The sequence below is a fragment of the Burkholderiales bacterium genome (assembly GCA_015075645.1).
In the GTDB taxonomy this organism is placed as follows: Bacteria; Pseudomonadota; Gammaproteobacteria; order Burkholderiales; family Casimicrobiaceae; genus VBCG01.
Window position 1 is genome coordinate 92,343 of sequence record JABTUF010000005.1, and the last position, 22,202, is coordinate 114,544.

Consider the following 22,202-nt stretch of genomic DNA (forward strand, 5'->3'; position numbering starts at 1 on the left):
CGCGACGCCGGTCGGGAATGCCGACCGGCGTCGTGGAAGTTGCGGTCCTGCACCGGCGTCGCGGGGGGCGCTCCGCCGGGAGGGTGGGGCTGCAGGACCGCGGGGGCCGTTGATCGCCTCGGTCAGAGGAATCCGACGTTGCGCACGCCCGCCGACCAGTTGGCGAGGTTCGGGAACGCGTAGGAAATGTCGGAGGACGACATGCCGAACCACGTCGCGAGCGTGTTGCCGATCTGGTCGACCGACGTCGTCGGCAGCCAGGCGCCGTTGCTGCCGGTGTCGTCGGCGCCCTTGAGCACGAGGGCCGGGTAGGTGCCGTAGATGTCGCCGCCCTTCACCGCGCCGCCCATCACGAGATAGTTGCCGCCGTAGGCGTGGTCGGTTCCGATCGACTGGTTGCCGATGAAGGTGCGGTTGAAGTCCGACATCGTGAACGTCGTGACCATGTTGGCGACGCCCGCGTCGACCGTGTACTTGTAGAACGCCGCCATCGCCTGCGACATCTGGGTGAGCAGGTTGCCCTCGGCGGTCAGGATGTTCGCGTGCGTGTCCCAGCCGCCGATGTTCACCATGAAGAACTGGCGCTTGACCCCGAGCGTGGCGCGCGCCTCGATCAGGCGCGCGACCTGCCGAAGCTGTTGCGCGAGCCCGGTGTTGAGCAGCGCCCCGTCCACGGTGAACGCGTTGGTGATGACCGACGGCGCCGGGTTGGCGGTCAGGAACGGGTTGGCGGCCTCCGCTGCGACGAGCGCGTCCTCGAGGATCGAGGCGGCCGCGTCGAACAGCGTGCTCCCGCCGCCCGTGCCCATCAGGGCGCGCAATGCGTTGTAGCGCGCCATGCTGACCGGGTCGCCGCCCTGTCCGGAGAGCAGGACGCCGCCGTTGCTCGGGATCACGAACGGCGTCGTGTCATGGCCGGAATTGAAGAGTTGCGTGCCGGACACCGACACCATCGTCGGCACCTTCTGGCCAGCGTTCTTCGCGACCAGCTTGTCGGCCAGGCGCCCGCCCCAGCCGGTCTTGATGATGTCGGTGGGCAGAAGGCCCTGCCAGAGCATCTGCTGGTCCGAGTGCGAGAACAGGTTGGGCGGCCGGTTCTTGCCGGCCTTGTAGTCGGCCATCGTGATCGGCGCGATCAGCGTGCCGGCATTCGCCACCACCGCGAGCTTGTCGGCATCGTAGAGCGCCTTGAGCGGCGCCATGTTCGGGTGGAAGCCGTATTGCTTGCCGCCCTGCCGCGCCGCGCTCACGACCAGCAGCTGGTCCTCGGGAATGCCGACCTGCGACGCCGCGGTCCGGACGAGGCCGTACTGCGCGTAGTCGGACTTCGGCACGATCATGTTGTTGCTGTCCGCGCCCCCGAACTGGAACAGGCAGACCAGCGCCTTGTAGTCGCCTCCGGACTGCGCCTGCGCGGACGGAATGCCGTAGCGGCCGAAGCTGCCGGCCATCGCCGCGCCGGTGAGCGCGCTCGTGCGTGCGAGGAATTGTCGGCGGTTCGTGCTCATGGTCAGCGCTGGATCTGGTAGTGGTTCGACGCGGCGATCAGGTAGGTCGCCATCCGGGCCCGGTCCGTCTTCTGCTGCGCGGTCGGCGTCGCCGAGAGCGCGATCGCGTTGACGGCGGTGATCACCGCGGTGCGCGCCTCGGCGGGCAGCGGACCGCCCAGCAGCACCTCGCTCACCTTGTCGGTCAGGAGCGCGGCGTCGGTCGCGAGCGGCTCGAACTGGATCGTGTTGAGCCTCGTTCCCGTCGCATCGGCGAGATTCGCGTCCGGCGAGATGCCGCCGTACACCAGCGAGTACACGAGGTTGGTCCGCGCGACCGCGGCGTTGCTGTTGAAGATCCCGAACTCGGGCGCGAGGATCGACGTGCCGGGAATCGTCGCGTCCGGCGGGAAGTAGTTGAACACGGAGGGCGCGTAGTACGGCCGCTGCGCCAGGTTCGCCGCCCGGTCGCCGAGTGCGGATCCGTCGGTGACGCCGTTCAAGGCCCGCACCAGGCCGGTGATCATCAGCACCGGTTCGCGCAGCGTGCCGAACGCCGGGTCGGTCTTCGCGGGGCCGCGCGCCTCGGGGTCGAGCAGGATGGCCCGCACCACCGCCTTCAGATCGCCGCGAACCCCAGAGCCGTTGTTCGCGAACTTCGCGGCGACGCGCTGCACGTAGGCCGGCGTCGGATTGCCGGTGACCAGGCGCTGGATGAGCTGCTTGCTGATGAACGGCCCGGTGTTCGGGTGCATGAAGGCGTTCTTGACCGCGCCGTCGATGTCCTGCTGCGGCGTCTGGCCGGCGGGCAGCACCGTCGGATTCGCGTTGCCGTCCGACGTGACGTCGAGGAGCGTCTTCGCGTCCGTGTCGTGGCCGGTGGTCGCGGTCCCCGGGTACACGCCCATGTCGGCCCCGTAGTAGACGCCGTTCTTCTTCGTGATCGGGCTCCCGTCCGGGTTCGCGTAGGTGTATCCGGTGAACACCCGCGCGAACTGCTTGATGTCGTCCTGGTCGTAGGTCGAGATCTCCTCGTCGTTCGCGTCGAGGAGCGGCGTCCCGTCCGACTTGAGCTCGATGAGGCCGATGCTGAAGAGCTGCAGGATCTCGCGCGCGTAGTTCTCGTTCGGCACGCGGCCCTTCGCGGCGTCGGGACGGTCGTTGTTCACCGAGTCGAGCCAGTTGCCCATCGCCGGCGACAGCGTGATCCGGCGGAGGATGGTCTCGAAGTTGCCGAACGCCTCCTCGAACATGATCTGCTGGTAGCGCGCCATCACGTGCGCCTTCGACAGGTCGTTCTCGATCCCCGAGATCACGAGGATCTGCGAGAGCGCCCAGGCGACGCGCTGCCGGAGCTGGTCGGGCCTGGTCATCGCGTTGGTGAAGAAATCGCGCTGCACCATCGCGAGCGAGAGGTGGTCGCGAACGCAGGTCGCCGGGGCCGAGTTAGACGGATAGCTCTGGCCGAGCGGATCCTTGGTCGTGCAGTCGTCGGACTCCCTCAGCTGGATGCGGTTGTATCGCGTCGACGGGTAGCCCGACGACAGGGGTTTCGCGAGCTGGTCGTCGACCCAGGCGGTGACGCCTCCCTTCGCGGCGACGTTCGCCGCCTCCGCCTGCGACGCGCCGAAGGTGGCCTGGTTCAGCAGGCGCCAGACGTCCGCGCTGCGGGGCGCGGATGCCGGCGGCGTCTGCGCCGAGACCACCTGGTCCAGCGTCGTGCTGACGTTGCCGGTGTTGTCGGTCGCGTCGGCGCGGTAGCGGGTCTGGCCGTTCGCGGCGATCGCGTCGGTCATCGTGAACGGGGCCGCGGTCTTCTCGCCGATGTTCGCGCCGTTGCGGTAGAAGCGAACCCGGGTGATCGTTCCGTCCGGGTCGGCGGCGGTGGCCGTCAGCGTCACCGTCGCGGGCTGCATGACCAGCGTCTGCGAGAGCGAGAGCGACACGGTCGGCTTCTTGTTGAGCTGCTGCGCGTTGCCCGAGGTGACGTCGATTTCCGCGGTCGACGTGGACGCGCCCTTGTTGTCGTAGGCCGTCGCCTTGAACTTGTAGACGCCGGGCACGGTGGTCGTGTAGGCGAAGGTGTAGGGCGGCGTGGTGATGTCCGCGCGTTGCGTGCCGTTCTGGTAGATCCGCACCCGCGCGATCGTGCCGTCGTCGTCGCTCGCCGTCGCGGTCATCGTCACCGTGCCCGGGAACGGGATCTGGGTGCTCGACACGCTCAGCGACACTTTCGGCGCGATGTTGGTCGTCGATCCGACCGACACGTTGACGTCGGCGCTCGTCGCGGTCGCGCCGAGATTGTCGGTGGCGATGGCGGTGAACCGGTAGACCGCGTTCGACGGCGCGTTGAACGTGGTCTTGAACGGCGCGGAAGTCACTTCGGCGATCTTGGTGCCGTTCTGGTAGAAGGCGACCTTGGCGATCGTTCCGTCCTCGTCGGTCGCATTCGCGGTGAGCATGATGGCGCCGGGCCCGGGGAGCGAATCCGGCGAGGCCGCCAGCGTCACCTTGGGCGCCGCATTGGCGCCGGGACCGACCAGGACGGACTTCTGCGGCGACGACGCGGAGGCGCCCTTGTCGTCGTACGCGGTGGCGCTGAACCGGTAGAGCTTCGCGGTCGCTGCGTTGTAGTTGAGGACGAACGGCGAGGAGGTGACCTCGCCGATCTTCGAACCGTTGTCGAAGAACACGACCTTCGTGACCGTGCCGTCGTTGTCGACCGCCGTGGCGGTGAGCGTCAGCTGCCCGGGCGAGGGCAGCGAATCGGGCGACACCGAGATCGTCACCATCGGCGGCTGGTTGGTCGACGACGAACCCGCGGTCACGTTGACCGTGCTGCTCGAACCCGGCATGCCGAGATTGTCGTACGCCACCGCGCGGAAACCGTAGGTCCCCGGCTCGGTGATCGGGAAATTCATCGTGTGCGGCGCGACGAGGGTCGTGCCGATCAGGTCGGAGCCGAGGTAGTACTCGACCCGCATCACGGAACCATCGCTGTCGGTCGCGGTCGCCGTGAGCGTCACGATGGCGGGCACGGTCGGGACGCTGCCGGGCGACACCGTCAGCTTGGTGACCGGCGCCTGGTTGACCGGCGTCGCGCCACCGGCCGGAAGCACCTGGTAGGCCACGCCCTCGTACATGAACGACGGATAGCTCTTCAGCACCAGGTCGCGCTCGGCGGTGTTGGTGGTGAAGAAGTGCGCGCCGGTCGCGCCGTTGAAGAACCGGTAGAGCGGAACGCTGCCGGGGCCCGCGGAGGCGGGCGCCCAGTAGGCGGGACCTTCGAACGCGAACACCGGATAGGTCGCGAGGACGAAGTTCTTCTCGGATTCCGACTGGGTGTAGAAGTGCGTGCCGGTCCGGGTGTTGAAGAACCGGTACACGGGCAGGTTGCCCGACTTGGCGCTCGGGTACGCGAAGTACGCGGGGCCTTCGTAGAGGAACTGTGGATAGCGCGCGAGCACGAAATCGCGCTCCGCCTGATTGATCGTGTAGAAGTGCGTGCCGGTCTGCGAGTTGAAGAACCGGAACACCGGAGACGCCGTCTGCGCCGCAGCGGTCCCCGCGATGGCGCCAAGCGCCAGCGAGACGGCCGCGATGAACGCGCGCACGGACGCGCGGGGTGTGCGTGGATTGCCCTGGGCCTGACGCATCGCTACGGACCTCCCCTGCCGTGGTTTCCGCCGGATCGCCGCGATGCGCGCCGCGACCCGCATGGCGGATTATTCCATCGGCATAACTTGGGAATCAAGCCCCGTTCATCGATTCGGAGGTCAGCATGCCTCTGGAGGGAGCTTTCTGCGCTCTTCTCGTGAACGTTCGTCTATAACTTGTTGTTTCCACAACATGTATAGCCGTACATGCGACATGGGTTCGTGCATCGTAACCCACACTTCATGACGCCAGAATCACCTGCATGCCCAAGGAGGGCGACCGATGGTGCGCGCGAGACGCCATGGCGGATCGCCGCCCGCCGGCGCCCGCGCAGGTTCGGCCGCCGGGACACAAAACAAATATGACGTGGGAATGGACCGGACGGGCGCGGCGGGTCAGCCGAGGAAGCCCAGGTCCTGCGCGGCGAACGCCGGGAGACTCGGGAATACCTGCGGAAGTTCGGCCGGCGGCACTCCGAACCACCGGGCGAGCGTCGCGCCGACCTGGTCGAGCGCGGTGGTCGGGATCCACTGCCCTTCGTCGCCGGCGTCGTCGGGGCCGCCGACGACGAGCGCCGGAAACGTCCCGTAGAACGCGCCGCCTTTCACCGCCCCGCCCATCACGAACTGATGGCTGCCCCACGCGTGGTCGGTCCCGTCGTTCGCGTTCACGCGGAAGGTGCGGCTGAAGTCCGACAGCGTGAACGTCGTCACCTGCGCCGCGACGCCCAGGGCGTCCACCGCGCGCTGGAAGGCCGCGAGCGCGGGGCCCAGCTCGTCGAGCCGCCGCGCGAGTTCACCGCGCTGGCTCGCGTGCGTGTCGTATCCGCCCATCGCGGTGAAGAACAGGTGGCGCCTGACGCCGAGCGCGGTGCGGCCGGCGATCAGCGTGGCGACGCGTCGCAGCTGGTCGGCGAGCCCGGAGTAGACGCCGTCGAACGCCGTGTCGACCACGGGCAGGTCGGCGTGGATCGCGCGGTTCACCGTCTCGGCGCTCTTGAGCGCGAGGTCCATCGTGTCGGCGGCCTTCGCGACGATGATGTTCTCGCGGTCGACCGCGAGGAGTTGCCGCATCGCGTCGAGCCGTATCCGGCCGTAGCCGGAGTCGGTGTCGCCGGCGAGGCCGTTGCCGCCGTCGTCGGGCAGCGCGAGCGGCACCGTCGTCTCGCCGACCGTGAAGAGCGCATCGCCGTCGAGCGAAATGACGCCGGGAATCGCGAGCGTCGGGTTGCCCGCGCCGGTGCGATCGGCGATGCGCCCACCCCAGCCGGTGTTCACCAGCGCCCCCGGCACGAGCCCCTGCCACTGGAGCTGCTGGTCCGAGTGCGAGAACAGGTTGCGCGGCGCCCTGCCGCCGTTGAGGTAGCTCGCGCGCGTCAGCGGCCCGATGAGCGGCCCGGTGTTGCAGACGACGGCGAGCTTGCCGCCGGAGAACAGCGGCGCGAGGCCGCCGAGTTCGGGATGGAGGCCGAAGCGCGCGCCCGGCGACTTCGGCGTGATCGGCACCAGTTCGTCGCGCGAGAGCCCCATCGACGTGCGTCCGCGCACCGCGTCGTACGCGGCGTAGTCGTCGTAGGGTACGACCATGTCGTTGCTGTCGGCGCCGCCGTACAGGAAGACGCACACCAGCGCCTTGTAGTCGGGCGGAGGCACCTGCGCGCTCGCCCGCGGCAGCGCGAAGCTCGCGAGCCGCGGCACGAGGCCCGCGGCGGTGATTCCGCCGGCCGACAGGAGCAGGCGGCGGCGGAGCGGGTCGATGTGTCGCATGTCCTCGTCCTACCGCGCGACCTGGTACTGGAACGACGTGACGACGAGGAACAGACCGGTGCGCGCCCGCTCGCGTACGTCGTCGATGCGGACGAGCGCGTCGTAGATCGTGCCCTTCATCGCGGCGGGCATCGCGCCGCCGAAGAACCGCAGGTCGAGCGCGTCGGCGAGCTTGCGCGGGTCGCCCGCGAGCGCGACGAAGGGCGCGATGTCGATCTTCGTCCCGATCGAGTTCGCGATCTCGTCGTCGCGGTCGATGCCGCCCTCCCACAGCATCCAGTAGGCGAAGTTGCTCCGCGCGAGCACCGTGTTGGTGTTGTGGATGCCCATCGTCGGCGCGACCACGTCGGTTCCCGGAATCCGGTACTCCGCCGGGAAGTAGTTGAACACCGATGGGGCGTAGTAGAGGTTCTGGCCCATCGCCCGGGTCACCTCGTCGAGTTCGATCCCGTCGCTCGCAGCCCCCATCGCGCGCAGGAACGCGGTCACGTAGAGCACCGGTTCGCGGAAGCGCCCGTAGCGCGGGTTGCCGTCGGGCGCGGCGCGCGCCTCCGGGTCGAGCAGGATCGCGCGCACCACGGCCTTCAGGTTGCCGCGCATGCCCGCGCCATCGTCGTCGAACACCGCCGCCACCCGGTCGACGTACGCGGGCGATGGCGAACCGGTGACGAGATGGCGGATCAACTGGCGGCCGATGAACGGCCCGACGTTCGGGTGCAGGAAGATGTTGCGGATCGCGCCGCGCACGTCGGCGTCCGGCGACTGCCCCGCAGGCAAGCCGATGCCGAAGAGCAGGCGCTTCGTGCCGGAGTCGTGGTCGTTGGGCTTCGCCACCATCGGCGCGCCGTAGTAGCGCTGCTCCTCGTCGTGCTTGGGCGGCGTGCCCGGATAGGGCGCGTAGGCCCAGCCGGTCAGCGCGCGGGCGAGCGCCTTCACCTCCGGCTGCCCGTAGGTCAGGATCGGCTGCCCCAGCGCGTCCATGAGCAGCGTGCCGTCGCGCTTCAACTCGATCGTCCCGATCGAGAAGAGCTGCAGGAGTTCGCGCGCGTAGTTCTCGTTGGGCTCGGTTCCGGCCTCCGGATCGGCCTTGGCGTTGTTCACCATGTCGAGGTAGTGCCCCATCGCCGGCGACAGCGTCGCCGCGTAGAGCAATCCCTCGAAGTTGCCGAACGCGTAGTCGGCCAGCATCTGGTGCCAGCGCGCCTGCACGTAGGCGGTCTCCATGTCCGGATCCTTCATGCCGGACACGACGAGGATCTGCGACAGCGCGAAGGCGACGCGTTGCCGGAGCTGATCGGGTCCGGCGAGCGCGTTGGTGAAGAACTGCGAGCGCAGCTTGAACAGCGTCAGATGGTCGATCGCGCAGCGGTAGATCGGCGTGTCGCGTGCCGCCGAGAACGAGCAGTTGGCGCTCTCGTCCAGCGATTCGTAGTAGTAGGTCGATTTCGGATATCCGGTCGCCGGTCGCGCGAGCTGGTCGTCGACCCACGCGGCGGCGCCCATCGCCAGCGCGCGATCGACTTCCGCGGGCGTCGCGCCGAAGGTCGCCTGATCGACCAGCCGGAACGCGTCGCGCCGCGCCGCGGCTTCTGCTCCGCGCTCGGGGGCGAGCGCGAAGTAGGCGATACCCTCGTACGCGAACCACGGGTAGCTCTGCGCGACGAAGTCGCGCTCGGTCTCGTCGGCCGTGTAGAAGTGGGTGCGGGTCCGGTTGTTGTAGAAACGGTGCACCGGCACCCGATCGAAGGCATCGCCCGGATAGGCGTGGAACGCGACGCCCTCGTCGGCGAACTGCGGCCAGGTGGCGAGGATGCGCGCCCGCTCGGCATCGCTCGTCGTGTAGAAATGCGCGCCGGTGTCCCGGTTGAAGAAACGCCAGACCGGCACCGACCCCGCGTCGGCGGCACCCAGCGCGCGCCACACCGCGCCCTCGTCGGCGAACTGCGGCCAGGTCGCGAGCACGAACGCGCGTTCCGTGGCGCTCGCGGTGTAGAAGTGCACGCCGGTCGACCGGTTGAACATCCGGTACACATCGACCGTGGATGCCGCCTTGGCGCGCGCCCCGCGCGATGGCACGGCGAGCGGGCCCATCGAGGCGCGCGGCGGCGTGGGCGTGGAAGGCTTGAGCCGCGACCAGGTCGTCGTACCGGAAGGACGCTTCGCGGCGGCCGCCGGCTCGGTCGCGCCCATCGTCGTCGCCCCGGCGACGAAGGCGAGCGCGAGCCACAGCGCGACACCCGCGGCCCAGCCCATCACGCGCAACGCGGTCAGCGGCGCGGGGGCCGATTCGAACCCGGCATCCTGGCGCAGGGTCAACAGGCGGGCGGTTTCGGGGCGGGCGCGCATCCTCGGGGGGGTTGGCGGCAGCACTATGCCAACGTCATAACCCTAAACCGGATTGCTGTGCAGTGCAAGGGGCGATCGCCTGCCCCGCCGCCGGCCAGAAGAACCCGGGCCGGGCACCCTGCGTGGAGTCGACCATCCATCGCTTCCGCCTGCCCACGGCGCGCATGCTCCGGGATCGGCTCCTGTGCTGGACAGTCGTCCGAACGAGGACGCGCCCGCCGGCGCGGGGTGCCGCGGCGGCGGGCGCGCAGGAGAGTTCCCCTGTCAGGACGCGCGATGCTGCATGCGACCCCGCATGCGGTCGTGCATGTCGTCCATGCGGGCGATGCGTTCACGGATCGCGTCGCGCACGATCGCCTTCTGGTCGGCGCGCAGGTTGGCGTAGAACGTGAGCCATTGATCGCGAATCTGGCGCCGCGCGGCGCGCCCCTGCTCCTCCGCGTTGTCGAAGAACGCGCTGACGGCCGCGAGGTCGGGTTCGGCCTTCGCCAGTTCGGCGTCGACCTTGGCGCGGACGTCCGCACGCATGGCCGACGCCTGGTCGTGCGCCGCGACCGTCTGGGCCCGGATCCGATCGAACATCACCTGCTGCGAGGAGTCGAGCGCGAGCCGGTCCTTCATCGACGCAAGCACGTGCTCGATCATGCCGCCCGGCGCGCCGGGAGGGCCGCCGACGGGGCCGCCGGCCGCGCCGCGCATGGGGCCACCGGCGGCAGCGCCGCCCGAAGCCGCGACGCCGAGGCCGAAGACGATCGCGGCCGCGACCTGCATCGGGCGGGCGATCGATGGGATACGTGCATTCATGGCATCTCCTTTCGTGGGGGGATCGGCCGGTGCAAGGCACCGGACTCGATGACTACGACCGTGATCCGGACCGGGGGTTTCCCCGGTGGCCCTCGCCGACTGCAACCAGACGTTTCCGCCGGGGGCCGTCGTTACAATCGGTTACCGGTTCCGGCGACCTCCACCTGCCATCCGCGTTCCAATCGCCCATGAGCGCCAACGCACCTCCGCAACCGCGCATCCTCGTCGTCGACGACGACGTGCGGCTGCGCGACCTGCTGACGCGCTACCTGTCGGGCCAGGGGTTCGAGGTGAAGGCGATCGCCGATGCCCGCGAACTCGACCGGCGCCTGCAGCGCGATCCGCCCAGCCTCCTCGTGCTCGACCTGATGCTGCCGGGCGAGGACGGACTCGCGATCTGCCGGCGCCTGCGCTCCGCCGGCGAAGACGTCCCGATCATCATGCTGACGGCGAAGGGCGAGGACGTCGATCGCATCCTCGGCCTCGAGATGGGCGCCGACGACTACCTGCCGAAGCCGTTCAACCCGCGCGAACTCGTCGCGCGCATCCATGCGGTCCTGCGCCGGCACGCGTTGAGGCCCGCGGCCGGCGCGCCGTCCGAGACCGGCGTCGTCGCCTTCGGACGGCACCGTCTCGACCTCGCCGCGCGCACGCTCGCGGCGGACGGGCAGGTCACCCACCTCACGACCGGCGAGTACTCGCTGATCCGCGTGTTCGCTCAGCATCCGCGCCAGCCGCTCGCGCGCGAGAAGCTGTCGCAGCTCGCGCGCGGACGCGACCACGAGGTGTTCGACCGCGCGATCGACGTGCAGGTGTCGCGGCTGCGCAAGCTGGTCGAATCCGACCCGGCGAATCCGCGCACCATCCAGACCGTCTGGGGCGTGGGCTACGTCTACGTGCCCGACGACGACGGCGACACGCGGTGAGATTCCTCCCGCGCTCGCTGTTCGGACGCCTGACGCTCCTGCTGGTCGCGGCGGTGGCGGTGGCGACCGTGTCGCTGATCCTGCTGTTCCGGCAGGATCGCGCGGCGCTGATCGCCCGGCAGTTCGGCGACACCAAGGTCGCGCAACTGCAGGCGCTGCGCAGCGCGCTCGAAGCCTCTCCCGACCGCGACCGTCGCGACGCCGTGGCACGCATCGGCCGGGAGTTCGGGGCACGCCTCATCCCGGAATCGGAGCGGCCGCGTCTCGCGAACCCGGGCATGCCGCACCATCCGCTCGTCGCCGAACTCGCCGAGCGCCTGCGGCGGGACCTCGGTCCGGGAGCCGACCTCCGCGTCATGCCGGGCCGCCAGCAGTTCATGGTGCGGCTCGAGGCCGCGGGCACGCCGTACTGGGCGGTGTTCCCGCTGCCCGCGGGACGGCCCGACGACGAGGGCCCGTCGCGCGCGCTCTTGGGCTCGCTCGCCATCGTCGCGCTGCTGCTCGCGGCGGCGTACGCGTTCGCGCGGGTGATCGCGCGGCCGCTGCGCCAGCTTCACGCCGCCGTGGACGAACTCGCCCGCGGCGCCACGCCTGCCCCGCTGCCGGAGTCCGGACCTTCGGAGATCGCGGCGGTCAACCGCGGCTTCAACGCGATGCTCGCGAGCCGGGCCGGGATCGAGCGCGATCGTGCGCTCCTGCTCGCCGGCATCTCGCACGACCTGCGCACGCCGCTCGCCCGTCTGCGCCTTTGCATCGAGATGAGCGGCGATCCGGCCGCGCGGCCGGGGATGATCGCCGACATCGAGGAGATGGACCGCATCGTCGGTCAGTTCCTCGACTTCGCCCGCGCCGATGCGGACGTGACGCGCCTGCCCTCCGACCTCGACCCGATCGTCCGCGCGTGCGTCGAGCGCTACGTCGCCGCCGGACGGGTGATCGCCTTCGTCCCGGGGAACGTCCGGCCGCTGCCGCTCCACGCCGCGGCGATCTCCCGCCTGGTCGCGAATCTCGTCGACAACGCGTTCGCCTACGGCGCGCCACCGGTCGAGGTCGCGACCGCGGACGCGGGCGCCTTCGCGACGATCGAGGTGCGCGATCGCGGTCCGGGCATGGCCCAGGGCGACATCGAACGATTGAAGCGTCCGTTCACCCGTGCGAGCGACGCGCGGTCGCGCGACGACGGCGCGGCGGGCGCGGGACTCGGCCTCGCGATCGTCGAACGCATCGCCCGGTTGCATGGCGGGACGCTCGAACTCCTGGCGCGCGAGGGCGGCGGCACGATCGCCCGGGTCACGCTCGCGCACGGGGCAGGAGCCGCGGGCTAGCGCGCGGCGCGACGGTCGCGTCGGAACGACCGGCGGGCGCGGCGTCCCGCGAGGTCGCCGCAATGCCCCTCAATGCCCCGGCGGATTGGCCTGCTCGTCGCGCACGACGATGACGCTCGCCATCGCCGCGATGCCCTCGCCGCGCCCGGTGAAGCCCAGGCGCTCGGTCGTCGTCGCCTTGACGCCGACGTCGTCGGCCGCGCACCCGAGGTCGGCCGCGAGATTCGCGCGCATCGCTTCGACGTGCGGAGCGAGACGCGGCGCCTGCGCGACGACGGTCGCGTCGACGTTGCCGATGCGAAAGCCGCGTTCACGCATCAGCGCGACGATGTGCCGCAGCAGGGCGCGGCTGTCGGCGCCCTTGAAGCGCGGATCGGAGTCGGGAAAGTGCCGCCCGAGATCGCCGAGCGCGAGCGCCCCGAGGAGCGCATCGCCGATCGCGTGCACCAGCACGTCGGCGTCCGAATGGCCGTCGAGGCCCTTGTCGAACGGGATCGTCACGCCGCCCAGCACCAGCCTGAGGCCCGGAACGAGCGCGTGGACGTCGAACCCGGTGCCGATGCGGATCGTCATGCTGCATTCTCCCTGCGCTGCGCCTCGAGGAGCGCCGCCGCGAGCCCGAAATCCTCGGGCCAGGTGATCTTGAGGTTCGCCCGGCTGCCGGTCACGAGGCGCGGCATGCCGCACGCGCCGGTCGCGGCGAGGCACTCGACGACGAGCGCGTCGTCGGTCGCGTCCGCCGAATCGCAAGCGGCATAGGCGCGCACGAGCACGCCGTAGCGGAACATCTGCGGCGTCTGCGCCTGCCAGAGCGCGTCGCGCGCCTCGGTCCGGACGACCCGCGCGGCGTCGCCGCCATCGCCGCGCTTCAGCGTGTCGGCGACCGGCACCGCGGTCAGTCCGCCGACCGGGTCGTGTTCGAGCGCGGCGACGAGCCCGCGCAGCGTCGCGACCGGCACGCAGGGCCGCGCCGCATCGTGCACGAGGACCCAGTCGTCCGCCCGGCAACGCGAGGCCAGCGCCGCGAGCGCATACCCGACCGTCGCCGCGCGCGTGGGTCCGCCGCAACGCAGCGCCTCGATGCCCGGGCGCGTCCCGATCGCGCCCGCGTACCGGTCGTCGTCGGGCGCGATCGCGACGAACACGCCGTCGAGCCCGAGCGCCTCGGTGAGCCGGTCGAGCGTGTGCGCGAGCACCGGGCGGCCGAGGATCGGATGGTACTGCTTGTGCACCGCGCGACCGCTGCGCGTCCCCCCGCCAGCGGCCGGCACGAGTGCGTAGCGGCGGCTCATCGTTTCCCCGGCTCTCCGGCGGACGAGCGCCGCATCACAGCAGCAGCGCGAGCCGCTCTTCGTCGAGCGGACGGAAGCCCAGCCGCTCGTAGAAGCGCCAGGCGCGCGCGTTGTCGCGGTGGCACGCGGTGTCGATCCGGCCCATGCCCTCGGCACGAAGCGCGAGAGCGAGCGAGCGCAGCATCGCACCGCCGACGCCGCGCCCCTGCCAGCCGTCGCGGATCGTCACGTCGTCGAGCTTCGCCACGACGCCTCCACGCGAGGTCGAGATCGCTCGGCAGACGACGCACGCGCCGACCGCGATGCGTCGGTGGTCTTCGCGCGCCCACGCGAGCCACACGAAGCCCAGGTCGGGCCGCGCCACGAACAACGCAAGCGCGCGGTCGAGCGCCTTCACCCCGCCGTCCCCGTATGCCGGCGACGACGCGCGATAGTGCTGATCGTCCGTGAGAAACGCCGCGAGGACATCGCGCGCGTCGCCCGTCGTCGCCGCGGTCATCGGACCGCATTCGATCGCATCGACCTGCGGCGCAGCCTCGCTCACCCGCCCCCCGGAACGACGAGCCGTTCGAGCGCGGCGCGGATGCGCGACGGCACCTCCACCGGCCGCTGCGAGCCGCGGTCCACCCACACGTGGACGAAGCGGCCGGTCGCGGCGGGATCGTCCTCGCCGCGGCGGAAGAGTCCGATGCGATAGGCGACGCTGGAGCGCCCGAGCTTCGTGATCGCGAGTCCCGCGTCGATCGTCTCGGGAAACGAGAGCGACGCGTGGAACGTGCAGGCGGTCTCGACGACGAGGCCGATGACCGGGTCGTTCGCGATGTCGAGGCCGCCCTCGCGGATCAGGTGCTCGTTCACCGCCGTGTCGAAGTACGAGTAGTAGGTCACGTTGTTGACGTGGCCGTAGCTGTCGTTGTCCATCCAGCGCGTCGGGATCGCGAGGAATCGGCGGTACGTCGCGCGTGAAGGACGGTCGGCGCTCATCGCCTGCCGCCCGGCGCGCCGCCGATCATCCGTTCGTCCAGGAGTTCGATCCAGTGGCGCACCGGCCGCGACGTGCCTGCCGCGAGGTGCGCCTGGCAGCCGACGTTCGCGGTCGCGATCACGTTCGGCCGATCCGCCTCGAGGGCCGCGAGCTTGTTGCGCCGGAGCGTCGCGGCGAGTTCGGGCTGCAGGATCGAGTAGGTGCCGGCCGATCCGCAGCACAGGTGCGCGTCCGCGACCGGCAGGAGTTCGTGGCCGATCGCGCGCAGCAACTCCTCGACCTCCCCGACGATCTTCATGCCGTGCTGCAGCGAGCAGGGCGCGTGGAAGGCCACGCGCTGCGGCCCGCGGTCCATCGCGATGAGCGGCGCGAGCTTCCGCCACTCGGGCGCGACGACCTCGACGGTGTCGCGCGCGAGCGCGGCGACGCGCGAGGCCTTCGCCGCCCAGGCGGCGTCATGCGCGAGGAGGTGCCCGTAGTCCTTGACCATGACACCGCAACCGCTCGCGCTGACCACGATCGCTTCGGCGCCCCGCTCGATCTCGGGCCACCATGCCTCGATGTTGCGGCGCGCATATGCCTTTGCGCCCGAATGGTCGTTGAGATGGAATGGCAACGCTCCGCAGCACCCGCCGCCACCCGCATGGACGAGCGAGACGCCGACGCGGTCGAGCACGCGCGCGAGCGCGGCGTCGGTCGCGGGCGCGATCGACGGCTGCACGCAACCCTCGAGCGCGATCATCCGCCGGGCGTGGCGCGGCGCCGGCCAGGCGCCGGGCGACTGCGGCGACGGAATGCGCCGCCCGAGCTCGCGCGGCACCAGTTGCTTCGCGATCCGCCCGAACGCGAGCGCGCCGCCGAAGAGCGCGCGCGAAGTGAGTCCCTTGGCGAGCGACCAGCGCAGCGCCGCCTCGGCGGGCGTGCGCCCGACGCGCTCCTCGACGATCTTGCGTCCGATGTCGGCGAGCCTCGCGTACTGCACGCCGGAGGGACAGGTCGTCTCGCAGGAGCGGCAGGTGAGGCAGCGGTCGAGGTGCGCCTGCGTCCTCGCGGTGACCCTCGCGCCCTCCAGCACCTGCTTCATCAGGTAGATGCGACCGCGGGGCCCGTCGCGCTCGTCGCCCAGGATCTGGTAGGTCGGGCAGGTCGCGTTGCAGAAGCCGCAGTGGACGCAACTGCGCAGGATCGCCTCGGCTTCCTCGCCTACAGGCGTGCCGCGAAACTCGGGAGCGAGGCTCGTCTGCATCAGAACACGCGCACGAGGCGTCCGGGATTGAGGACGCCGTGCGGATCGAAGGTCGCCTTCAGGCGCTTGTGCAGGCCTGCCTGCGCGGCGGTCAGCGGATGCAGCGCCTCGACACTGCGGTCCGGGGCGCGGAACAGCGTCGCGTGACCGCCCTGCGAAGCGGCCCAGGCGCGCACCCTGGCCGCCTCGGTGCGCGGGCCCGCCGCGAGCCAGCGCAACGCCCCGCCCCACTCGATCAACTGCTCGCCGCCGAGATCGGTGTGCGGGGCGGTCGAGCCGACCGACAGCCGCCACAGCGCCGCGCGCGACGACACCGCGTTCGTGAAGAAGACGTGCCGGTGGTCGCGGACCGAGTCCCAGAACGCCGCGGCATCGGCGAGTGCCTCTCCGCCCAGCTTCGCGATCGCGGACGCGACGGCGGGCGGCGCGCCGGAGAGCCGCACGGAGAAGCGGCCCTGGTGGAAGCAGGTCGCGGAAAGCGGCAGCGGCTCCCCGCCCCACTCGTTCGCCTTGCGGATCGCCTCGTCGGCGGAGGTCTCGAACACGCGCGTCGCCTCCTCGCGCGGCAACGGCAGGCACTTGAGCGACACCGACGTGAGGACGCCGAGGGTGCCCATCGCACCCACCATCAGGCGCGAGACATCGAAACCGGCGACGTTCTTCATCACCCGACCGCCGAAACCGAGCGCACGCCCGATCCCGTCGATGACTCCGACGCCGAGCACGAAATCGCGCGCGGCGCCCGCGTACGGCCGGCGCGGGCCGGACAGCCCCGCCGCGATCGCGCCGCCGAGCGTCCCACCCGGCGCGAACCGCGGCGGTTCGAACGCGAGCATCTGGCCCGCGTCCCGCATCGCCGCTTCGATGTCCGCGAGCGGCGTACCGGCACGTGCGGTGATCACGAGCTCGGTCGGCTGGTAGTCGACGATGCCGGTGACCGCACGGACGTCGAGCACGTCGCCCGCGGGCTTCTCGCCGCAGAAATCCTTGGTGCGCCCGCCGGCGATGCACAGCGGAGCACGCACGGTGGACGCGCGGCGGATCGCCTCCTGCAACGCTTCGACCTGCGGATCGCCCATGGCTCCCGTCGTCAGCGCGGTCGCGCGAGCTTGTCGCGGTAGATCGTGCGCGGCTCGTCCGCGTCGATCACGACCTTCTCGGCGAGCGCGTCGCGCTCCCACTCGCGCATGAACGGGTGCGCCAGCAGCGTCGCGAGGTACTCGCCCGCCGCGCCCGACGGATGCACGCCGTAGGTCTGGAAGCGGAATGCGACCGGCGCGTAGAACGCATCGGCGAGCGAGAGCGGGCCGCAGAGGAAGGCGCCGAGACGCCCGTACCGGCGGCGCCCCTCGTTCCAGATCTCGTCGACGCGCGCGATGTCCGCCGCGAGCGCGGGCGACCAGGGCCGCACGTCGAGCCGCTCGCGCACGCACATCGTCATGTCGCGGCGCAGCGCCTGGAACGAGCTGTGCATCTCCGCCGACACCGATCGCGCCCAGGCGCGCGCCGCCGCGTCCGTCGGCCACATGCCCGGATGGCGTTCGGCCAGGTACTCGGCGATCGCCATCGAGTCCCACACGACGGTGTCGCCGTCGTGCAGCGCGGGCACCCAGCCGGACGGCGAGAACGCCTTGTTCTCCGGATTGCGTCCTCCGTCGACCAGCTGCACCGCCACCTCGCGGAACGGCCTGCCCGACAGCTTCGCCGCGAACCAGCCGCGCAGCGACCAGGAGCTGTAGTTCTTGTTGCCGAGGTACAGTACATACATGGCAGTTGTCAGTTGCCAGTTGTCAGTTGTCAGTTGACAGTTGACAGTGGCGGCGGCGTTTCCGGTGGCGGCGCATTGAGCGCCGTTGCGGGTTCCTCGTAGGTCCGGCTTCAGTAACCGGACGCCTTTCGCTTCCACTCGCCAAGGGCCGATCTGGCCGAAGGCCGGCCCTCGACACCCTCCCATCGGCATCTCAATGCGCCGCCACCGGATCCGACGACGCGTCTGACTTCTGTCTTCTGTCTCACATCGGCATCAATGCGCCGCCACCGGAAACACCGCCGCCACTGTCAACTGTCAACTGACTCCTGACTCCTGTTTGCGCCGCCACCGGAAACGCCGCCGCTACTGTCAACTGTCAACTGTCAACTGACAACTGGCACTGTCTTCCCCGGATTCATGATGTCGAACGGATCGAGCGCCCGCTTGACGCGCGCCATCAGCTCGACCGCGTCGCCGTGTTCGGCGACGAGGGCGTCGAGCTTGTGGATGCCGACGCCGTGCTCGCCGGTGCAGGTGCCGCCCATCGCGATCGCGCGCAGCGAGACACGCTTCGCGAGCGCTTCCGCCCGCTCCCGCTCGACCGGGTCCTTCGAGTCGAACAGCACGAGCACGTGGAAGTTGCCGTCGCCGACGTGGCCGACGATCGGGCACAGGAGCCCGGTCGCGTCGATGTCGGCGCGCGTCTCCAGCACGCAGTCGGCGAGACGCGAGATCGGCACGCAGGCATCGGTCGAGAAGCCGAAGCAGCCGGGCTTGAGCGCGAGCGCCGCGTAATAGGCATTGTGGCGCGCCTTCCAGAGCTTCGTGCGCTCCTCCTGGGCCGTGGTCCAGCGGAACGCGCCGGCGCCGTGCTCGCCGGCGATCTGCTGCATCAATTCCGCCTGCTCGGCGACACCGGCGGCGGTCCCGTGGAATTCGAAGAACAGCGTGGGCTTCGCCTCGTAGCCTTCGAGCTTCGAGTAGCGGATGCAGGCATCCATCTGCATCGCGTCGAGGAGTTCGATGCGCGCGACCGGGATGCCCACCTGCATCGCGGCGATCACCGTGTTCACCGCCTCGCGCAGATCTGCGAACTGCGCGACCGCGGCCGAGATCGCCTCCGGGACGCCGTACAGCCGCAGGCCCACTTCGGTGATGATGCCGAGCGTGCCTTCGCTGCCGACGTAGAGCCGCGTCAGGTCGTAGCCGGCCGACGACTTGCGCGCGCGCCCGCCGGTGCGCACGATCTTCCCTTCGGCGGTCACGACAGTGAGGCCCAGCACGTTCTCGCGCATCGTACCGTAGCGCACCGCGTTGGTGCCCGACGCGCGCGTCGCCGCCATGCCGCCGAGCGTCGCGTTGGCGCCCGGGTCGATCGGGAAGAAGAGTCCCGTCCCCTTGAGATCCGCGTTCAGTTGCTCGCGCGTCACGCCGGCCTGCACGCGGCAATCGAGATCCTCCGCGTTGACCTCGAGCACCCGGTTCATCTGCGAGAGGTCGACGCACACGCCGCCGTGGATCGCCGCGACGTGTCCTTCGAGCGAGGTGCCGACACCGAAGGCGATGACCGGGACGCGCGCCGCGGCGCAGGCGCGCACGACCTCGGCGACTTCCTCGTTGCTGTGCGGGTAGACCACTAGGTCGGGCAGCGCCGCGTCGGCGAGGCCCTCGCCGTGGCCGTGCTGCTCGCGGATCGACGCGTTGGCGACGGCCCGCTCGCCGAACCGCGCCGACAGTTCGCCGACGAGCGCGGCGAGCGCCTCGGGCGGAAAACGTCGGTCGCGTGCGATCGGTGCGTTCATCGGAGTCTCCTCGCCGTCAGAAGCGCGGCAGGTCGGGGTGGCGCAACTGCCCGCGGTGCACGTGCATCCGGCCGAACTCGGCGCAGCGCGCGAGCGTCGGCACCGCCTTTCCCGGGTTGAGCAATCCCGAGGGGTCGAACGCGCCTTTGACGCCGAGGAAGCGTTCGAGTTCGTCGGGCGCGAACTGCGCGCACATCGACGACAGCTTCTCGACGCCGACGCCGTGCTCGCCGGTGATCGTGCCGCCGACCTCGATGCACAGTTCGAGGATGCGGTCGCCGAACGCGATCGTCTTCTCGATCTCGCCCTCGCGGTTCGCGTCGAACAGGATCAGCGGGTGCAGGTTGCCGTCGCCCGCGTGGAACACGTTCGCGCAGGCGAGTCCGAACTCGCGCGACCACTCGGCGGTCCTGCGCAGGACGAGCGGCAGCGCGCCGCGCGGAATCGTGCCGTCGATGCAGTAGTAGTCGGGCGAGATCCGTCCGACCGCCGGGAACGCGTTCTTGCGGCCCGACCACAGGAGCTTGCGTTCCTTCTCGTCGCGCGACACGCGGATCGACGTCGCGCCAGCCGCGGTCAGCACGCGGCGAATCTCCGCCATCTCGGAGGCGACCTCCTCGGCGGTGCCGTCGGATTCGACCAGAAGCACCGCCGCGGCGTCGAGCGGATAGTTCGCGTGCACGAACTCCTCGACCGCGCGCGTCGCCGGCTGGTCCATCATCTCGAGGCCGGCCGGCACGATGCCCGCGCCGATGATCGCGCCGACCGCGGCGCCGGCCTTCTCGACGTCGTCGAACGCAGCGAGCGCGACCTGCGCGACCTGCGGCTTCGGCAGCAGGCGGACCGTGATCTCGGTGATCACCGCGAGCAGGCCCTCGCTGCCGTGGATGAGCGCGAGCAGGTCGTAGCCGGGCGAGTCGAGCGAGCGGCCACCGAACTCGACCGCCTCGCCGTCGACGAGGAGCGCGCGCACGCGCAGCACGTTGTGCACGGTGAGGCCGTACTTGAGGCAGTGCACGCCGCCCGCATTCTCGGCGACGTTCCCACCGATCGAGCAGGCGATTTGCGATGACGGGTCCGGAGCGTAGTACAGACCGTGCGCGGACGCCGCCTCGGAGATCGCGAGATTGCGCACACCCGGCTGCACGACGGCGGTGCGCGCCAGCGCGTCGATCGAGACGATGCGGTTGAACTTCGCCATCGACAGCACGACGCCGCGCGGATCGGGGAGCGCGCCGCCCGACAGGCTCGTGCCCGCGCCGCGCGCGACGACCGGAACCCCCGCGCCGTGGCAGGCGCGCAGGACGCCGGCGACCTGCGCCTCGGTCTCGGGCAGCACGACCGCGGAAGGACGCTCGCGGTAGAGCGTCAGCCCGTCGCACTCGTAGGGCTTGGTGTCCTCGGGCGCGGTCAGGAGCGCGGCCGGCGGAAGGATGGCCGCGAGTTCGGCGTGCACGTCGGAGGCGAGCATGGCGTGGGGGCGGCGCGGCCCGGTGACCGGGGCGATGACGCCCGACGATTATTCCACAATGCGCGCCCCGGCCGGTCAGCCGCGCGGACTCGCTACACTACCGCGTCATGGCCGCCGCATCCGACACCCGCGCTGCCGCTGCACCCGGCCCGCTCGCCGGCCTGCGGGTGCTCGAGATGGGCGCTCTCATCGCCGGTCCGTTCTGCACCAAGCTCCTGGGCGAACTCGGCGCCGACGTGGTCAAGATCGAGCCGCCCGGGCAGGGCGATCCGCTGCGCAAGTGGCGCTACATGAAGGACGGCGTGTCGGTCTGGTGGCACGTGCAGTCGCGCAACAAGCGCTCGATCGCCGTCGACCTGCGCCAGCCCGACGGACAGGCGATCGCGCGCGCGCTCGCCGCCCGGGCCGACATCCTGGTCGAGAATTTCCGGCCCGGCACGCTCGAGGAGTGGGGCCTCGACTATCCGTCGCTCGCGAAGGCGAACCCGGGACTCGTGATTGTGCGCATCTCGGGCTACGGGCAGACCGGCCCCTACGCGTCGCGCCCCGGCTTCGGCGTCATCGGCGAGGCGATGGGCGGCCTGCGCCACGTGACCGGTACGCCCGACCGCCCGCCGTCGCGCGTCGGCGTGTCGATCGGCGACACGCTGTCGGCGCTCTACGGAGTGATCGGCGCGCTCGCCGCGCTCGAGCATCGGCGCGCGAGCGGCTCGGGGCAGGTCGTCGACGTCGCGCTCTACGAGAGCGTGTTCTCGGTGATGGAGTCGATGCTCCCCGAGTTCGACGCGTTCGGCGCGGTGCGCGAACGCACCGGTTCGATCCTGCCGGGGATCGCGCCGACGTCGTCGTACCGCTGCGCCGACGGAAGCTACGTGCTGATCGCGGCGAACGGAGACTCGATCTTCCGGCGGCTCGCTGTCGCGATGGGCCGCGACGACCTCGCGAACGACCCCTCGCTCGCGCACAACGACGGCCGCGGCGCGAAGCAGGCGTGGCTCGACACCGAGATCGAGGCGTGGACCCTCGCGCGCACGCCCGATGACGTGCTCGCCGCGATGGAGCGCGCGGAAGTCCCCGCCTCGCGCATCTACTCGGTGCGCGACATCGTGGCCGATCCGCAATACGCCGCCCGCGGGATGATCCGCGAGGTGCCGCTGCCCGGCGGCGGCACGCTGAAGGTTCCCGGCGTCGTGCCGAAATTCTCGAAGACGCCGGGCGGCTTCTCGCGCGGCGGCCCGCGGCTGGGCGAGCACACGCGCGAGGTGCTGCGCGACCTGGGCTATGACGACGCCGCGATCGAGGCCCTGCGCGCGTCGCGCGTGATCGAACTCGCCCCCGATTGAAT

Annotated in this window: 17 protein-coding genes; 3 read left to right on the plus strand and 14 right to left on the minus strand. The window is 70.7% G+C overall.

From position 1 onward, the window contains the following. Positions 1 to 122: 122 nt before the first annotated feature. From HS109_13695 to HS109_13715, 5 genes are all read right to left on the minus strand, one after another. Complete coding sequence (locus HS109_13695; protein ID MBE7523422.1) at positions 123 to 1,508, minus strand: DUF1501 domain-containing protein; 1,386 nt, start codon at positions 1,506 to 1,508, stop codon at positions 123 to 125. 2 nt (positions 1,509 to 1,510) lie between these two features. After that, the gene (locus HS109_13700) at positions 1,511 to 5,101 is read right to left on the minus strand and encodes a DUF1800 family protein (GenBank protein ID MBE7523423.1); all 3,591 of its coding nucleotides are present in this window, start codon (positions 5,099 to 5,101) and stop codon (positions 1,511 to 1,513) included. 438 nt (positions 5,102 to 5,539) lie between these two features. Then, a complete protein-coding gene (locus HS109_13705; protein MBE7523424.1) occupies positions 5,540 to 6,910 on the minus strand; it encodes a DUF1501 domain-containing protein in 1,371 nt (456 codons plus the stop codon). A gap of 9 nt (positions 6,911 to 6,919) precedes the next feature. Continuing rightward, positions 6,920 to 9,226 carry a DUF1800 domain-containing protein gene (locus tag HS109_13710; GenBank protein ID MBE7523425.1) on the minus strand — a complete coding sequence of 769 codons (2,307 nt, stop codon included), beginning with the start codon at positions 9,224 to 9,226 and terminating at the stop codon, positions 6,920 to 6,922. Positions 9,227 to 9,520: 294 nt separating this feature from the next. After that, positions 9,521 to 10,165, minus strand: a complete 645-nt coding sequence (locus HS109_13715) for a periplasmic heavy metal sensor (GenBank protein ID MBE7523426.1) — start codon at positions 10,163 to 10,165, stop codon at positions 9,521 to 9,523. 83 nt (positions 10,166 to 10,248) lie between these two features. On the opposite strand from HS109_13715, the gene ompR reads away from it, so the two are divergent. Further along, the gene (gene ompR, locus HS109_13720; GenBank protein MBE7523427.1) at positions 10,249 to 10,986 is read left to right on the plus strand and encodes a two-component system response regulator OmpR; all 738 of its coding nucleotides are present in this window, start codon (positions 10,249 to 10,251) and stop codon (positions 10,984 to 10,986) included. Further along, positions 10,983 to 12,311 carry a HAMP domain-containing protein gene (locus HS109_13725; protein ID MBE7523428.1) on the plus strand — a complete coding sequence of 443 codons (1,329 nt, stop codon included), beginning with the start codon at positions 10,983 to 10,985 and terminating at the stop codon, positions 12,309 to 12,311. The genes ompR and HS109_13725 overlap by 4 nt, the downstream gene beginning before the upstream one ends. Positions 12,312 to 12,380: 69 nt before the next feature. Here HS109_13725 and HS109_13730 read toward each other — a convergent pair whose 3' ends face one another. The 9 genes from HS109_13730 to HS109_13770 form a co-directional block, all read right to left on the minus strand. Continuing rightward, positions 12,381 to 12,884 (minus strand): 2-C-methyl-D-erythritol 2,4-cyclodiphosphate synthase, encoded by a 504-nt coding sequence (locus tag HS109_13730; GenBank protein ID MBE7523429.1) that lies wholly within the window; start codon positions 12,882 to 12,884, stop codon positions 12,381 to 12,383. Next, positions 12,881 to 13,603, minus strand: coding sequence for a 2-C-methyl-D-erythritol 4-phosphate cytidylyltransferase (locus tag HS109_13735; protein ID MBE7523430.1), 723 nt, complete (start codon positions 13,601 to 13,603; stop codon positions 12,881 to 12,883). The genes HS109_13730 and HS109_13735 overlap by 4 nt, the downstream gene beginning before the upstream one ends. Positions 13,604 to 13,637: 34 nt before the next feature. Then, positions 13,638 to 14,102: a GNAT family N-acetyltransferase gene (locus HS109_13740; protein ID MBE7523431.1), complete on the minus strand. Its 465-nt coding sequence runs from the start codon at positions 14,100 to 14,102 to the stop codon at positions 13,638 to 13,640. Positions 14,103 to 14,143: 41 nt separating this feature from the next. After that, the gene (locus HS109_13745; protein ID MBE7523432.1) at positions 14,144 to 14,587 is read right to left on the minus strand and encodes an acyl-CoA thioesterase; all 444 of its coding nucleotides are present in this window, start codon (positions 14,585 to 14,587) and stop codon (positions 14,144 to 14,146) included. Next, positions 14,584 to 15,834 (minus strand): glycolate oxidase subunit GlcF, encoded by a 1,251-nt coding sequence (gene glcF, locus HS109_13750; protein MBE7523433.1) that lies wholly within the window; start codon positions 15,832 to 15,834, stop codon positions 14,584 to 14,586. The genes HS109_13745 and glcF overlap by 4 nt, the downstream gene beginning before the upstream one ends. After that, positions 15,834 to 16,913, minus strand: coding sequence for a glycolate oxidase subunit GlcE (gene glcE, locus HS109_13755; GenBank protein ID MBE7523434.1), 1,080 nt, complete (start codon positions 16,911 to 16,913; stop codon positions 15,834 to 15,836). Before glcE ends, glcF begins: the two co-directional genes overlap by 1 nt. Before the next feature lie 11 nt (positions 16,914 to 16,924). Continuing rightward, on the minus strand, positions 16,925 to 17,602 hold the full coding sequence (locus HS109_13760; protein ID MBE7523435.1) for a glutathione S-transferase family protein: 678 nt from the start codon (positions 17,600 to 17,602) through the stop codon (positions 16,925 to 16,927). A gap of 365 nt (positions 17,603 to 17,967) precedes the next feature. After that, positions 17,968 to 19,386: an FAD-binding protein gene (locus tag HS109_13765; protein MBE7523436.1), complete on the minus strand. Its 1,419-nt coding sequence runs from the start codon at positions 19,384 to 19,386 to the stop codon at positions 17,968 to 17,970. A gap of 16 nt (positions 19,387 to 19,402) precedes the next feature. Continuing rightward, on the minus strand, positions 19,403 to 20,857 hold the full coding sequence (locus HS109_13770) for an FAD-binding protein (protein MBE7523437.1): 1,455 nt from the start codon (positions 20,855 to 20,857) through the stop codon (positions 19,403 to 19,405). Positions 20,858 to 20,964: 107 nt separating this feature from the next. Between HS109_13770 and HS109_13775 the strand changes: the two genes are divergently transcribed. Continuing rightward, on the plus strand, positions 20,965 to 22,200 hold the full coding sequence (locus HS109_13775; protein ID MBE7523438.1) for a CoA transferase: 1,236 nt from the start codon (positions 20,965 to 20,967) through the stop codon (positions 22,198 to 22,200). Positions 22,201 to 22,202: the final 2 nt, after the last annotated feature.

What these genes read in the sequence shown, in the direction of transcription:
- HS109_13695 (MBE7523422.1), bottom strand. Translation starts at nt 1,508, where the DNA reads ATGAGCACGAACCGCCGACAATTCCTCGCACGCACGAGCGCGCTCACC.
- HS109_13705 (MBE7523424.1), bottom strand. Translation starts at nt 6,910, where the DNA reads ATGCGACACATCGACCCGCTCCGCCGCCGCCTGCTCCTGTCGGCCGGC.
- ompR (MBE7523427.1), top strand. Translation starts at nt 10,249, where the DNA reads ATGAGCGCCAACGCACCTCCGCAACCGCGCATCCTCGTCGTCGACGAC.
- HS109_13730 (MBE7523429.1), bottom strand. Translation starts at nt 12,884, where the DNA reads ATGACGATCCGCATCGGCACCGGGTTCGACGTCCACGCGCTCGTTCCG.
- HS109_13735 (MBE7523430.1), bottom strand. Translation starts at nt 13,603, where the DNA reads ATGAGCCGCCGCTACGCACTCGTGCCGGCCGCTGGCGGGGGGACGCGC.
- HS109_13740 (MBE7523431.1), bottom strand. Translation starts at nt 14,102, where the DNA reads ATGACCGCGGCGACGACGGGCGACGCGCGCGATGTCCTCGCGGCGTTT.
- HS109_13745 (MBE7523432.1), bottom strand. Translation starts at nt 14,587, where the DNA reads ATGAGCGCCGACCGTCCTTCACGCGCGACGTACCGCCGATTCCTCGCG.
- glcF (MBE7523433.1), bottom strand. Translation starts at nt 15,834, where the DNA reads ATGCAGACGAGCCTCGCTCCCGAGTTTCGCGGCACGCCTGTAGGCGAG.
- glcE (MBE7523434.1), bottom strand. Translation starts at nt 16,913, where the DNA reads ATGGGCGATCCGCAGGTCGAAGCGTTGCAGGAGGCGATCCGCCGCGCG.
- HS109_13760 (MBE7523435.1), bottom strand. Translation starts at nt 17,602, where the DNA reads ATGTATGTACTGTACCTCGGCAACAAGAACTACAGCTCCTGGTCGCTG.
- HS109_13765 (MBE7523436.1), bottom strand. Translation starts at nt 19,386, where the DNA reads ATGAACGCACCGATCGCACGCGACCGACGTTTTCCGCCCGAGGCGCTC.
- HS109_13770 (MBE7523437.1), bottom strand. Translation starts at nt 20,857, where the DNA reads ATGCTCGCCTCCGACGTGCACGCCGAACTCGCGGCCATCCTTCCGCCG.
- HS109_13775 (MBE7523438.1), top strand. Translation starts at nt 20,965, where the DNA reads ATGGCCGCCGCATCCGACACCCGCGCTGCCGCTGCACCCGGCCCGCTC.